The 13,088-nt window shown below is 38.0% G+C and carries 16 protein-coding genes; 11 read left to right on the top strand and 5 right to left on the bottom strand.

Features of this window, described 5'->3' with window-relative positions:
• Window positions 1-83 precede the first annotated feature (83 nt).
• Complete coding sequence (locus tag ACSAMO_RS05310) at window positions 84-668, bottom strand: biotin transporter BioY (RefSeq protein ID WP_022230655.1); 585 nt, start codon at window positions 666-668, stop codon at window positions 84-86.
• Between the two features lie 166 nt (window positions 669-834).
• Between ACSAMO_RS05310 and ACSAMO_RS05305 the strand changes: the two genes are divergently transcribed.
• From ACSAMO_RS05305 to ACSAMO_RS05285, 5 genes are read left to right on the top strand one after another with little or no spacing between them, the layout of a single operon-like run.
• Window positions 835-2,520, top strand: a complete 1,686-nt coding sequence (locus tag ACSAMO_RS05305) for a DUF2264 domain-containing protein (RefSeq protein WP_482489517.1) — start codon at window positions 835-837, stop codon at window positions 2,518-2,520.
• A gap of 1 nt (window position 2,521) precedes the next feature.
• The gene (locus tag ACSAMO_RS05300) at window positions 2,522-2,695 is read left to right on the top strand and encodes a DUF4250 domain-containing protein (protein ID WP_022230653.1); all 174 of its coding nucleotides are present in this window, start codon (window positions 2,522-2,524) and stop codon (window positions 2,693-2,695) included.
• A 10-nt stretch (window positions 2,696-2,705) separates the two neighbouring features.
• Complete coding sequence (locus ACSAMO_RS05295; protein WP_022230652.1) at window positions 2,706-3,254, top strand: CYTH domain-containing protein; 549 nt, start codon at window positions 2,706-2,708, stop codon at window positions 3,252-3,254.
• Between the two features lie 5 nt (window positions 3,255-3,259).
• Window positions 3,260-3,550, top strand: a complete 291-nt coding sequence (locus ACSAMO_RS05290; protein ID WP_022230651.1) for a hypothetical protein — start codon at window positions 3,260-3,262, stop codon at window positions 3,548-3,550.
• Between the two features lie 17 nt (window positions 3,551-3,567).
• Window positions 3,568-4,278, top strand: coding sequence for a PP2C family protein-serine/threonine phosphatase (locus tag ACSAMO_RS05285; protein WP_499209997.1), 711 nt, complete (start codon window positions 3,568-3,570; stop codon window positions 4,276-4,278).
• A gap of 41 nt (window positions 4,279-4,319) precedes the next feature.
• On the opposite strand, the gene fsa is transcribed toward ACSAMO_RS05285, so the two are convergent.
• On the bottom strand, window positions 4,320-4,967 hold the full coding sequence (gene fsa / locus ACSAMO_RS05280) for a fructose-6-phosphate aldolase (RefSeq protein ID WP_022230649.1): 648 nt from the start codon (window positions 4,965-4,967) through the stop codon (window positions 4,320-4,322).
• 139 nt (window positions 4,968-5,106) lie between these two features.
• Between fsa and ACSAMO_RS05275 the strand changes: the two genes are divergently transcribed.
• From ACSAMO_RS05275 to ACSAMO_RS05255, 5 genes are all read left to right on the top strand, one after another.
• Window positions 5,107-5,358 (top strand): TIGR03905 family TSCPD domain-containing protein, encoded by a 252-nt coding sequence (locus tag ACSAMO_RS05275; protein WP_022230648.1) that lies wholly within the window; start codon window positions 5,107-5,109, stop codon window positions 5,356-5,358.
• Between the two features lie 57 nt (window positions 5,359-5,415).
• Window positions 5,416-5,937, top strand: coding sequence for a GerMN domain-containing protein (locus ACSAMO_RS05270; RefSeq protein WP_022230647.1), 522 nt, complete (start codon window positions 5,416-5,418; stop codon window positions 5,935-5,937).
• 269 nt (window positions 5,938-6,206) lie between these two features.
• Complete coding sequence (gene nrdD / locus ACSAMO_RS05265) at window positions 6,207-8,333, top strand: anaerobic ribonucleoside-triphosphate reductase (protein WP_337870633.1); 2,127 nt, start codon at window positions 6,207-6,209, stop codon at window positions 8,331-8,333.
• 14 nt (window positions 8,334-8,347) lie between these two features.
• Window positions 8,348-8,863, top strand: coding sequence for an anaerobic ribonucleoside-triphosphate reductase activating protein (nrdG, locus tag ACSAMO_RS05260; protein ID WP_147515288.1), 516 nt, complete (start codon window positions 8,348-8,350; stop codon window positions 8,861-8,863).
• Complete coding sequence (locus ACSAMO_RS05255; protein WP_412614960.1) at window positions 8,853-9,338, top strand: ECF transporter S component; 486 nt, start codon at window positions 8,853-8,855, stop codon at window positions 9,336-9,338. The genes nrdG and ACSAMO_RS05255 overlap by 11 nt, the downstream gene beginning before the upstream one ends.
• Before the next feature lie 42 nt (window positions 9,339-9,380).
• Here the strand turns inward: ACSAMO_RS05255 and ACSAMO_RS05250 are convergent, their stop codons facing one another.
• From ACSAMO_RS05250 to ACSAMO_RS05240, 3 genes are read right to left on the bottom strand one after another with little or no spacing between them, the layout of a single operon-like run.
• Window positions 9,381-10,655 carry an acyltransferase family protein gene (locus tag ACSAMO_RS05250; RefSeq protein WP_499209996.1) on the bottom strand — a complete coding sequence of 425 codons (1,275 nt, stop codon included), beginning with the start codon at window positions 10,653-10,655 and terminating at the stop codon, window positions 9,381-9,383.
• On the bottom strand, window positions 10,648-10,878 hold the full coding sequence (locus ACSAMO_RS05245; protein WP_337871396.1) for a hypothetical protein: 231 nt from the start codon (window positions 10,876-10,878) through the stop codon (window positions 10,648-10,650). Before ACSAMO_RS05245 ends, ACSAMO_RS05250 begins: the two co-directional genes overlap by 8 nt.
• Before the next feature lie 37 nt (window positions 10,879-10,915).
• Entirely contained in the window at window positions 10,916-12,100 is a 1,185-nt protein-coding gene (locus ACSAMO_RS05240; RefSeq protein ID WP_499209995.1) for a polysaccharide deacetylase family protein, read from the bottom strand.
• A 123-nt stretch (window positions 12,101-12,223) separates the two neighbouring features.
• On the opposite strand from ACSAMO_RS05240, the gene ACSAMO_RS05235 reads away from it, so the two are divergent.
• Window positions 12,224-13,027, top strand: coding sequence for a polysaccharide deacetylase family protein (locus tag ACSAMO_RS05235; RefSeq protein ID WP_412294040.1), 804 nt, complete (start codon window positions 12,224-12,226; stop codon window positions 13,025-13,027).
• Window positions 13,028-13,088: the final 61 nt, after the last annotated feature.

Genomic DNA, 13,088 nt, shown 5'->3' with positions numbered 1-13,088 from the left:
AATATTGATGTAGGTGTATTTTTTATTTTAAATATTATGAGTAATCAAAAAAAACACTGTGACAAAGCACAGTGTTTTTTTTATCATACAGTCTTAGGTTGGGGAACAGTTGACTGGTTTTGACGATTTAGAATCGGTATAATTCTTTTTGCGACAAGTGCTGCAAGGATTGCAAGGGCGATATTACCCGGAGCGACAAGCACGAAACACGACATAACTGTTTTACCGATACTGACAGGTGCATTAATAACAAAGTTACATATAATATAGAAATAAATCGCACCCAAAACGTATACGAATGCCATACCGGCAAAGCTTGCACCGAGTATTCTCAAGAATGACGGATTTTGTTTCTTTTCGATAATAAGCCCTGTTACGAATGCTCCTATAATGAAGGCTACCAAAAAGCCGAAACTTGGTTTTAGCACATAGCTGAAACCTCCGCCTTGTGTAAACACAGGTATTCCGATAAGTCCCATAAGCACGTATACCGCAACGCTTATTGCGCCCTTTTTAGAACCGAGCAAAAGACCTGCCAATGTTGTAAATGTTATTTGCAAAGTAAAAGGCACAAGCGGAACCGGAATTCTTATAAACGCTCCGATTGCCGAAAGTGCAGTGAACAATGCACACAAAATTAAATCTCTTGTTGTAAATTTCTTCTTCATTTGAAAATTTCCTTTCTAACTTAAAAACTGAGATAATTATATATTATAAAAGTTTAATTGTCAACCTAAAAATTAAACAAAGGTTTACAATTATCTTATTTACTTTTTGGTAAATAAATGCTATAATAAAAATATTAAGATAATTCAAAGTGACAGAGGTGGCTTTATGTATACAAAAGAATATTTCAGACAACAGTTATCGGATATAATATCGCCTATAGAAAAGTATTACAACGGCGGAAAGGTACAGTATGCAAGACACAGTGCGTGGTACGAAAATCTTTCGGCGGACGTTGAGGCTTTTGCACGTCCGCTATGGGGACTTGTGCCGTTTTGGGCAGGCGGCGGTGAAAATGAAACGTTTGAAAAGTTATATATAACCGGTATAACAAGCGGTGCGGATAAAAAAAATGACGGTTACTGGGGCGATTGCCACGATAGAGACCAACGTTTTGTTGAAATGGCTGCATTTGCATACGGTTTGATTTTTGCACCGGAAAAGGTATGGGAGCCGCTTAAATCCACTGCGAAAAACAACTTTGAAAAATGGCTTTATTCTATAAATGACAAGGAAGTTTGCGACAGCAACTGGACATTTTTCAGAGTGCTTGTCAACGTTGCTTTGAAAAAGGTCGGCAGAAAATACAGTCAAGAACAGTTGGACAAAGATATTGCAAGGATAGATGAATTCTATCTTGGCAACGGCTGGTACATAGACGGACTGCATGGACAAAAGGATTATTACATTGGTTTTGCATTCCATTTTTACGGATTGATTTATGCCGTTGCAATGGAGGACGACGACAAGGAGCGTTCCGATATATACAAGGAACGTGCAACGGAATTTGCAAAAACGTTCATATATTGGTTTGACGAGGACGGCGAGGCACTTCCTTACGGTCGTTCACTCACATATCGTTTTGCACAAGCGGCGTTTTGGGGTGCTTGTATTTTGGCGGATATAAGACCGTTTTCGCTTGGTGTTATGAAAGGAATATTAATAAGAAACATTGAAAATTGGCTTTCAAAAAATATATTCGATACAAGCGGAATTTTATCTGTCGGATACGATTATTCAAATCTTCTTATGGCAGAGCATTATAATGCACACGGCTCACCTTATTGGGGACTTAAAGCATATATATTCCTTATGTTGTCTGATGACCATGAATTTTGGTCTTGCGATATTGAAGAAATGCCTAAACTTGACGAACTTAAACTTATAAAAGAGGCAGATATGCTTGTATCAAGACGAAACGGCAAGAGTATTGCATATCCGGCAGGAACAATTACCGATTTTGCGTGCGGTCAGATTGTGCCGAAATATTTGAAATTTGCATACAGCGCTCATTTTGGATTTAATGTTATGAGAAGTAATGTAAGCATTGATGAGGCGGCTTGCGACAGTATGCTTACGTTTGTTGTTGACGGCATGGTATTGGTACGCAGACATTTGAAGTCATACAATGTCGAAAATGACAGAGTTGTCATAGAATGGTCGCCGTTTAAGGGAATTGACGTTAAAACCGTTATAACTCCGACATCGTTCGGTCATACGAGAAGTCACGAAATTAATTCGGAATATGATTGCGTTGCGTATGACGCAGGTTTTGCGGTTGCATCAAGAGATAAGGACAACATTAAAACAAAGGATTCGTTTATTGCACAAGCGAGGAATGATTTTCAATTCTGTGAAGTCCTTACGGAAACCGGCGGTGAGGGCTGTATAATCGAATCATCACCGAACACAAATATCAGATATTCAAAAACGGTTATACCGGCAATGAAATATGAAATCCATAAGGGCAAAAACGAAATAAAAACACTTATAAGAGATCACTTGGAGGGATAATATGATACCGAACGATCCTGCTATATTGCTTAGCTTTGTCAACACAAAACTTCGTGATTTTTATTCAAATCTTGACGATATGTGTGACGATATGGAGCTTGAAAGAAAAACTATTGAGGATAAACTGTCACTAATTGGGTACAAATACAGTGAAGAAAGAAATCAGTTTATATAAAGGAGCAGAAATGACGGAAACAGAGATAAAAAGTATGATAGACAAAGACCTGTATGAGAGTATTTTAAACGCTTTTACATGGGAAAAGGTCAGAGAACAGACGAATTATTATTATACCGATAAAGCGGGTATACTTAGAGAAAAACGTATAATGGTAAGAATAAGAGTTGTAGGTGAAGTGGCGAAAATACAGGTGAAACTTCACAAAAACGAAAACAGTCCTTTGCAGATTTGCGAAGAAAATGAATTTGAAACGGAAGAAGTACCTGATATTATAAATGCCGAACTTGCAAAAGAGATAACAGGCGAGGATGTGGGCGAGCTTTATAAAATGGGCTGTGCCGTAACGATAAGAAACAGCCTTGTGCATAACGGATCGGAATTGTGCCTTGATAAAACGACATATTTCGATAAAACGGATTATGAAGTTGAAGTCGAATATGAAGAAAAAATCAGTGCGGATTTACTTATGAAACTAACTTCTCTCGGAGTGAGATTTAACGAAAAATGCGTCGGAAAGTTTTCACGCTTTCTTGCAGAGTATAAAAATCAGGAGTGATACAGATGGATTATAAACGTGTAAAAAGCGGTCGTGAAAAAGGGCTTGTATGGCTGGCATTGATTTTGACTGCTGTAATATTGGTTCAATGCGTTATTAATATAGTGCTTATTGTTTCAAACCGTCAGACAAAAGCTATGTTTGATGAGGCTTTGCAGGGACAGCTCACTATGCAGGAGGAAATCAATTCTTTGAAAGGCATTGATAACGGTAATACGGAAAATACAGATAATGCGGAAAATTCAGAAAATACAGCTGATTTTGAAAACAGTGCAGAAGAAAACGGAAATCAATAAATGTGGGGTAAAAATTTATGAGAGCAGTGTCACTGACAAACAGAGGCGGTCGTAAAAACAATGAAGATTATGTAGGTTACGCAAATTCGGATAAGTTGTGGTGCTTTGTCGTGTGCGACGGATTGGGCGGACAGAGCTTCGGCGAGGTTGCGTCGGAGATTGTGTGTGAAACGGTTTGTAAATCGTTTGAAAAAGCACCTGAACTTTCGGGTAAGGCGTTATACAGATATATCGAAAAGGCGGCGTCTGTTTTGGGTGAGGAACGAGAGAGTACAAAATCGAATATGTCGAGTACGATTGTTGCATTGGTAACTGACGGTGAAAAAGCCGTGTGGGCACATTCCGGCGACAGCCGTCTTTACTACATATCAAAAAAGAGAATTTCGCAGATTACGGACGACCATTCTATCGCATTCAGAGATTTTAAAGAGGGGATAATTACATTTGATGAAATACGTACAAGCCCTAATCAAAATAAATTGTTGTCATCGATAAGTGACATTGATGATTTGAATTTTGATGTGTCGGAAGTGATTGACTTGAAAAAAGGTGACGCTTTTGTACTTTGTACAGATGGTTTTTGGAAATATGTTTATGAAGATGATATAGAAAAATCATTCGCAAAAACTAAATCACCGAAAGAATGGCTTGAAAAAATGCTCGAAAGCCTGCACGAAAACGAAAAAGAAAACAATGATAATTACAGTGCAATAGCTGTGGAAGTATAATAAAAAGGCTGCCTAAATCGGCAGCCTTAATTTTTGCTTGATTAGTTCTTCGGAACTGTTTCCCAGTCTTTTAAAAATCTTTCGATACCCTTGTCTGTAAGTGGGTGGTGAAGCATTTGAGCAATTACCTTATAAGGAACTGTTGCGATGTCACAACCTGCTCTTGCGGCGTCGATAACGTGGATAGGATTTCTGATACTTGCGGCGATAATTTCTGTTGGGATTTCGTGAATTTTGAAAATATCAGCGATTTCTTCAATAAGAATCATACCGTTTGTACCGATGTCGTCAAGTCTGCCAAGGAACGGACTTACATATGTAGCGCCTGCTCTTGCGGCAAGAAGTGCCTGTGCGGCTGAGAAGATAAGAGTTACGTTAGTCTTGATACCAAGAGCTGTAAGCTTTTTAACAGCCTTTAGACCCTCTGCACACATAGGAATTTTTATAACAATGTTCTTGTTGATAGCTGCAAGAGGTTTAGCCTCTTCAACCATTTTATCAGCCTCAAGAGAAATAACTTCGGCACTGATAGGACCGTCTACAATAGTTGTGATTTCCTTAACAACTTCAACAAAATCTCTGCCCTCTTTTGCAATAAGAGACGGATTTGTTGTAACACCGCAGATGACGCCCATATCATTTGCCTGTCTGATTTCATCTACATTGGCAGTATCTACAAATAATTTCATTTGAACTTCCTCCTAAATTTATTTCTGTATATTATTATATAAAAAAATGGGTGTATAGTCAATAGATATGCTTGAAAAAAAGCAATAAATGTTGTATAATCAGAATGTCGATAAATATAAAATTTTGGAGGTGGATATAATGGCTAAGTTTTCATATCAGCCTAAGGGTGTCTGTTCTGTACAGATAGATTTTGAGGTAGAAGACGGAATTGTCAGAAATGTACACTTTACAAGAGGTTGTAACGGTAATACGCAAGGTATAAGCGCTCTTGTTGAGGGTATGAATATTGACGATGTTATTTCGAGATTAAAGGGTACAAACTGTAACGGACGCGGTACGTCTTGTCCTGACCAGCTTGCAATAGCATTGGAACAAAGTAAAAATATGTAATAAAAATCATTGAACCTTCATATACTGTATATAAGTCAGTGTATGGAGGTTTTTGTTTTGCAGATAGTTACATTAAAGAAGAACACGCTTATAAGACACTTTATATTTTTATTAATACTTGCAATCGGCTTTGGTACTGTGGTTATATCGCAGAATACACATACGGAAACAGCAGAGGTAAAGCTGTATTACGTTGACGCACAAATGCTTAGATTGATTCCCGTAAAAACTCAAATACCGCAGATGAGTACGCAGAAAATGGCACAAAGAGTAGCGGACGAGCTTGTTGAGGGATATGACGACAATCCGAAAATAAGGCGAATTATTCCGAACGTCAAACACGGTATAAAGGTGAAAGTGCTTGATAGGATTGCGTATGTGGATATAAAGCAGGAATTGGCGGACAAGCACCCCGAGGGTCGTGATTTGGAACTGCTTACAGTGTATTCAATCGTTAATTCGCTTACAGGACTTGACGGGATTGTGAATGTAAGGTTTACGATAGACGGCAAGCGGCAAAAAGATTTTAAGGGCTACATTGATATGAGGGAAACTTTTATTCCGGATTATTTTATATAAATACAATATATTGACAAGCAAGCATAAAAATTGTGCTTGCTTTTTTATATTGTATTCAATTTGTAAAATAAAATGTATTGCATTTATAATCCAACTGTGCTATAATATAATACAAGATATAGATATACAAAAATATCAAGGACACAAAATATAGTGGTTACATAGTATTTGGGATTTGCATAAAACACGCATAAAGACGTGCTTTCTGCATATTTTTTTTGAGCGATAATACTGTATATAGTGTTTTATACAGAGAAGGGGTTATGAAAGTGAAAGTACAGAAGCGTGACGGCAGAATTGTTGAATACAATGCTGACAAGATAACAGCCGCCATTAAAAAAGCGAATGTTGAGGTGGACAATTCGCAAAAAGTCAGTGACGACTTGATAGAAGAGGCGATAGGAAACGTTGAAAAAACAGACAAGGAAGTAATTCCCGTTGAAACGATACAAGATATAATCGAAAAAACGCTTGTTGCACACAACAAGTATGTACTTGCGAAAAAGTATATGATATACAGATACCAACGCAGTCTTTTGAGAAAGTCGAATACAACAGATGAATCAATCCTAAAGCTAATCAGAAATGAAAACAAGGAGCTTGCGGAGGAAAATTCAAATAAGAATACTGTTCACGCGTCTACACAGCGTGACTATATAGCAGGTGAAGTGTCGCGTGACCTTACAAGACGTATGCTGTTGCCGGAGCATATCACAATGGCACATCAAAACGGCATACTTCATTTTCATGACGCGGATTATTTTATACAGCCGATTTTTAACTGCTGTCTTATAAATATCAAGGATATGCTTGACAACGGCACTGTTATGAACGGCAAAATGATTGAATCGCCTAAGAGTTTTCAGGTTGCCTGTACAGTTACAACGCAGATTATTGCAGCGGTTGCAAGTAATCAGTACGGCGGACAGTCTGTAAACGTGGCACATTTGGGAAAATATTTGAGAAAGAGCCGCGACAAGTTTATGGCTGAAACACAGGAAAAATTCAAGGATACGTTAAGCCGGGAAGATATTGAGAAAATAGTTGAAATGCGTGTCGATGATGAATTGAGATCGGGTGTACAAACTATTCAATATCAGATTAATACGCTTATGACAACGAACGGACAGTCGCCGTTTGTGACTTTGTTCCTATATATTGACGAAAATAACGAATACGTTGACGAAAACGTAAGAATTATCGAAGAAATTCTTCGTCAAAGACTTGACGGTATTAAGAATGAACAGGGTGTATATGTTACACCTGCATTCCCAAAGCTTATATATGTGCTTGATGAAAACAACTGTCTAAAGGGCGGTAAATACGATTACGTTACGAAACTTGCGGTTAAATGTTCCGCTAAAAGAATGTATCCAGACTATATTTCAGCAAAGAAAATGCGTGAAAATTATGAGGGTAACGTGTTCAGCTGTATGGGCTGTCGCTCGTTCCTTTCACCTTGGAAAGACGAAAACGGTGAGTACAAGTGGGAGGGAAGATTTAATCAAGGTGTTGTAAGTATAAATCTTCCGCAAATCGGACTTGTGGCTAAGGGCGATGAAGAAAAGTTTTGGAAACTGTTTGACGAACGTTTAAAGCTTTGCTATGAGGCGCTTATGTGCCGTCATAAAGCATTGGAGGGTGTTGTGTCTGACGTAAGCCCTATTCACTGGCAATACGGTGCTATAGCACGTTTGAAAAAAGGTGAAACGATTGATAAATACTTGCACAATGGGTATTCTACGTTGTCGCTCGGATATATCGGTCTTTATGAACTTACTTATCTTATGACCGGCGAAAGCCAAACAAGCGGTAAAGGTAAAGAATTTGCACTTAAAGTAATGTATCATATGCGTGACGCGGCGGAAAAGTGGAAAGAGGAAACAGGATTGGGTTTCAGTCTTTACGGCACACCTGCGGAAACGTTATGCTATCGCTTTGCTAAAATTGATTATGAGAAATTCGGACCGATTAAGAATGTTACCGATAAGGGTTATTATACAAATTCTTACCACGTTGACGTCAGAGAGAAAATCAATGCTTTTGATAAATTCGATATTGAAAGCGAATTCCAAAATATTTCGCTCGGCGGTGCGATTTCTTATGTGGAAATACCGAATATGCAAAATAACCTGCCTGCACTTGAAACGCTCGTGAAGTATATTTATGATAACATTCAGTACGGCGAATTTAATACAAAGTCGGACTATTGCCAAGACTGCGGCTTTGACGGTGAGATTATGATTAATGACAATATGGAATGGGAATGTCCGCAATGTCATAATAAAGACCACAGTAAATTGAATGTTACAAGACGTACTTGCGGTTATCTCGGCGAAAATTTTTGGAATACGGGAAAGACGAAAGAGATTAAGAGCAGAGTTTTGCATTTGTAATAAGGAACAGTAATATGTATTATGGAAATATAAAGAAAACTGACATTGCAAACGGAACTGGCGTGAGAGTATCGCTTTTTGTCAGCGGTTGCAGACGTCACTGCAAGGACTGTTTTAACAGTGAAACGTGGGATTTTTGCTATGGCAATGAGTTCACGGACGATACAATGAACGAAATTATAACCGCAATGGATAAGGAGTATATAAAAGGTTTCAGCCTGCTCGGCGGTGAGCCTTTTGAAAAGGAAAACCGCGTGGCGGTACAATATATTTTAAAAACAATAAAGGAACATTTTCCGAATAAAACCGTATGGTGTTACAGTGGTTTTACTTTTGAAGAACTTGTCGGAGAATGTGAAGATATTTTAAAGTATATTGACGTGCTTGTTGACGGTGCGTTTGTGGCGGAAAAGAAAAATTTGAAATTGAAATTCAGAGGGTCTGAAAATCAAAGAATTATAAATGTAAAGAAATCACTTGAAGATAAAACAGTGACGGAACTTACAGAAGGGGAATACGATGAATACTAAACAATTTGTTAGAGTGGCAATGCTTACGGCGTTGGCGTGCGTGCTTACTATCGTGCCGAAAGTGCCGATAGGCGGCGGATATGTGCATTTCGGCGACTGCATAATTTATGTGGCTGCAATGATACTCGGACCTATACCTGGTGCGATTGTCGGAGCGATAGGACATAGCTTGGCAGATTTTATTTCGGGTTATCCGATATTCTGTATACCGACATTTATTATTAAAGGTATTATGGGATTTGCAATCGGTAAAATCGTTTACGGACACGTTGATATAAAACATTTTATAATCGGCGGTATCGCTGCACTTGTGATTGTTACAGGCGGTTACTTTGCTGCGGAAATTCCGCTTATGGGATATGAAACCGCACTTGTATCGCTTATTTCATCACCGATACAGTGGTGTATGAGTATGGTTGCATCGGCGATTATTGTACCGATATTGATTAAAAACAGAAAAAGAATAGGATTTTAATTAAAAACACACAATCTGTTTTCATAGGACTGTGTGTTTTTTTTAGTTATGTACTTTATTCACTCTTTGGAGCGGACTGTGTTTTTTTTGAGGGGTTCTTAGATGTATAAGCTCCAATAATTTTAAAATACTGTTTTTTAAGCCATATTTTACGATTGGTTTTTCTATATAGTTGGTTATGATTATTCCCGCCAATATTGAAACAGTCCAACAAATTAAGGTTAATCCGTCCATTGCGGCTCTGTCGTTCATTACGGGATTTTGTGTGCTGTAAGGTATGTTGTGATTTTTTAGGAATATAAATACATTCTGGTGCCATAGGTACACCGTATATGATATTGATGAAAGGAAAACGAAAAATTTATTTCCCCATATTTTCTTTTCCCAAAAACCGTATGAGAAACAAGCGGTGAAAAGGAAAAGTGCTATTAATACAGAGAATATTCCTCTGTACAAAAAGCGAAAATACACATCGCCCGCAACTCCGTTCGGGAATGAAATCTTTCTAAGCCAGCACATATATCCGAAAGCAGAGAAAATACTCAAAGCGGATATAATTGTCATGCACAATTTGAGTTTATCTATACATTTTACTTTGTTTCTTACATATACCACGAAATATGCGGAAATCATTCCGAAAGCAAATACGTCAAAATAAATAGGTGTGATTGCCGACATTATAGGCTGTGATATGTTTGCATTTGCCATAAGTATAAATCTCAGCAATACAGCCACTAAAGACATAACGACTGTTGTAAGAACAGGTTTCTTGCGGAACGGAATACATATAAGCGGAAACAGAACATAAAACTGAACTTCAATACTCATTGTCCAAGCGGTAGAAATGGTTGTTCCGATAGTATGCGAATCAAAGTTATGAATGAAAAGCAAATGCATTATAACATTGTGAGCAACATTCGTAAAACTTTTGGGATCATACATTCCGCCTATATATGAAAAACTCGGAATTAGAATAGTCAGAATAAGCATTATGACATATGAAGGATAAATTCTTCTTGCGCGCTTTATAAAGAAATTCTTCCAACCTCTGAACTCACATTCTCCAAACATACTTCGTGCGATAGGATAGAAAAGACAAAATCCGCTCAACACGAAGAAAGAATCTATGGCTACATAGCCGTAACGTTGAAATATTTCAAAATTAAACAAATACTTGTCGGGGCTTATTTTTAAATTATAAAAAATCCAACTTTGCTGGAATGTGTGAAATATTACTATAAAAATAAGTGATATTGCTCTCATTCCGTCCAAAGCGTAAAGATAGCCAGGAATATCGCTTTGACGTGAATTATTCATTTGTTTCCCTCCTGCTGTACGTAATGCCGATTATAACGGTGACCAAAATTATTGCGGCGGTTATACTAAGACCTATAATCATTATTTTAGGCATATGACCGCAACTCATTATTGCCCATTTTATTCTTTCGATACCTTTTTCAGAGGGCAAATCGGCTGCGTATGCAAATGTGGAAGGCATAGTGCATAACATCACCCAAACAGCTAATATAAATTTTTTCATATGTTTTCCTCTCTGTAAGTCTATAATATAAGACTGTTTATTGAATTATAATTGCTGTACCCGATTGTGCAGGGGCAGGGGTTATGTTTTGGGTATTTTGTGCCTGTACAGGTTTGTCTGTTGCCGATTGTGTATTGCTGTTTTGTGCGTTTGCTGTGTCGGCTGTTGGATTTGTTGTACTTGTTGGGTTTGTTGTATTTGTTGGATTTGTTGTGCTTGCTGTATTTGTTGTATCGGTTGAAGTAGTTGTTGTGGCTGTTTCACCGCTTTCAGGGGCGATTGTTGTGACGGCGGCTTGATAATTAATATCGTCAAGTCTGTGGAATGTATATCCCTCTGAAATCAAATATTCGATAATCATTGGCAAAGCGTCAGCCGTAGCTTGTTTAGCGGAGGCATCGTGCATAAGAATGACAACATTTTGACCTTCCGGCATATTTGACTTTAGGTAATCCAAAAGACCTTGCGCATCTTTCTTTTTACCTTCTGCGTCGCCGTTTAGCGCGTTCCAGTCACAATAATAATAACCGTTTTCTTTCAATACTGGTTTACATTCTTGTTTTACCGGTGAAAAACTGTCGGCACTTGATTTGTAGCTGCCGCCCGGAAAACGTACAAGCTTCATTGTTTGAGTTCCTCCGGTTACTGCGTCAATTTTTTGGAAACAAGCATTCACTTCATTAATAAATGTGTCTGTTGACGCATATAATTTCTCATAGTTATGTCCGTCCGAGTGATTGGCTATAAGATGTCCTTCTTCGTATACACGTCTTGCCATATCAAAGTTTGAGTCGATAAGTGAACCGACTTCAAAGAACGTGGCTTTAATATTGTACTTTCTCAAAGTATCAAGAATTTGCGGAGTTATATTTTCTGTAGGACCGTCATCAAATGTAAGATAACAACGCTTTTCCTGTACTGAATCTTTAACGATTTGAAGCAGGTCGTTTTCTTCCGTTGCGGGAGGAATGTTTAATGTACTTGTTTGTACCGGCTCTACGGTCGGAACGACATTTTCTGGATTTTCTGTTGCTTCGATTGATACATTATTTGTATTTTGCTGTTCGTTGTTACCTTTTTTCATCGAAACGGCAACTGCGACAACAATAATGATTGCTATAAGAACTATAAAAATAATAGCCGCACGGATACGTTTTTTTCTAAGACGTTCACGTCTGCGGCGTTCACGACGTCTCATTTCAAATTCGGTTGCATTAGACATAATTAAAATCCCCCTAAAAAGCTGATATATCATTATTATATACCAATTTACAATAAAATTCAACATTATTATCAACATTATTATTAAAGAATAAAAATAAATAAAGAAAGGGTATGATAAACAATGAAAAAAGTGATTTTGGTAATTTTTTGCACGGCTATTTTGATGAGCGGTTGTTCATCTAATACCGCCGATACGGTCAGCAATGACGTACAACAGGTGAACGTGTCATATGACCAAATGGATAATGAGGGGATTGGTTGGGGATTTGTACGCAAGAAAGGTGCACCGCCCGAAATACCTAATTCACAAAAGGAAGTGCTTAGAAAATACGATTGCTATTATATAGATGAAAATGCACCGAAAACACTATATCTGACGTTTGACGAGGGCTATGAAAACGGCTACACGTCAAAGATTTTGGACGTTTTGGAGCAGACTTCAACGCCTGCGGCATTCTTTGTGACAGGTCCGTATCTTGAAAATCAGCAGGAATTGGTGCAGAGAATGATTGATGGCGGTCACATTGTCGGAAATCATACCGTAAATCACCCGAATTTACCGAAACAGAGCGTTGAAACGGAGCAAAAAGAACTTTCCGATTTGAATAAAATGTGTGAGGAAATGTACGGCGTGAGTATGAAATATATGCGTCCGCCGGAGGGGGAATACAGTGAACGGGTGCTTGCGGTTGCAAAGGATATGGGATACAGGACAATTCTGTGGAGCTTTGCGTACAAGGATTGGGACATAAATATGCAGCAGGGGGCGGACTATGCGTTTAATCAAGTTACGCCATATCTGCATGACGGAGCTGTTTTACTTCTTCACGCAGTGTCCTCCGACAATGCAAATGCTTTGGAAGATATAATAAATTACGCAAAAAATGAGGGATATACGTTTAAAAGCCTTGATGAATTGCAATAATTAAGAAAAAAACATAAAAACTCTTAAAAAACACTTTATTAATTCATCATTTTGGTGTATA

The sequence above is a fragment of the Ructibacterium sp. SJQ-7 genome (genome assembly GCF_054696575.1).
The sequence above is the reverse complement of the archived record's forward strand: the minus strand, read 5'-3'. Positions and strand labels throughout refer to the sequence as shown.

Coding starts and splice junctions, on each gene's coding strand:
- ACSAMO_RS05310 (WP_022230655.1), bottom strand. CDS start 668: ATGAAGAAGAAATTTACAACAAGAGATTTAATTTTGTGTGCATTGTTC.
- ACSAMO_RS05305 (WP_482489517.1), top strand. CDS start 835: ATGTATACAAAAGAATATTTCAGACAACAGTTATCGGATATAATATCG.
- ACSAMO_RS05300 (WP_022230653.1), top strand. CDS start 2,522: ATGATACCGAACGATCCTGCTATATTGCTTAGCTTTGTCAACACAAAA.
- ACSAMO_RS05295 (WP_022230652.1), top strand. CDS start 2,706: ATGACGGAAACAGAGATAAAAAGTATGATAGACAAAGACCTGTATGAG.
- ACSAMO_RS05290 (WP_022230651.1), top strand. CDS start 3,260: ATGGATTATAAACGTGTAAAAAGCGGTCGTGAAAAAGGGCTTGTATGG.
- ACSAMO_RS05285 (WP_499209997.1), top strand. CDS start 3,568: ATGAGAGCAGTGTCACTGACAAACAGAGGCGGTCGTAAAAACAATGAA.
- fsa (WP_022230649.1), bottom strand. CDS start 4,967: ATGAAATTATTTGTAGATACTGCCAATGTAGATGAAATCAGACAGGCA.
- ACSAMO_RS05275 (WP_022230648.1), top strand. CDS start 5,107: ATGGCTAAGTTTTCATATCAGCCTAAGGGTGTCTGTTCTGTACAGATA.
- nrdG (WP_147515288.1), top strand. CDS start 8,348: ATGTATTATGGAAATATAAAGAAAACTGACATTGCAAACGGAACTGGC.
- ACSAMO_RS05255 (WP_412614960.1), top strand. CDS start 8,853: ATGAATACTAAACAATTTGTTAGAGTGGCAATGCTTACGGCGTTGGCG.
- ACSAMO_RS05250 (WP_499209996.1), bottom strand. CDS start 10,655: ATGAATAATTCACGTCAAAGCGATATTCCTGGCTATCTTTACGCTTTG.
- ACSAMO_RS05245 (WP_337871396.1), bottom strand. CDS start 10,878: ATGAAAAAATTTATATTAGCTGTTTGGGTGATGTTATGCACTATGCCT.
- ACSAMO_RS05240 (WP_499209995.1), bottom strand. CDS start 12,100: ATGTCTAATGCAACCGAATTTGAAATGAGACGTCGTGAACGCCGCAGA.
- ACSAMO_RS05235 (WP_412294040.1), top strand. CDS start 12,224: ATGAAAAAAGTGATTTTGGTAATTTTTTGCACGGCTATTTTGATGAGC.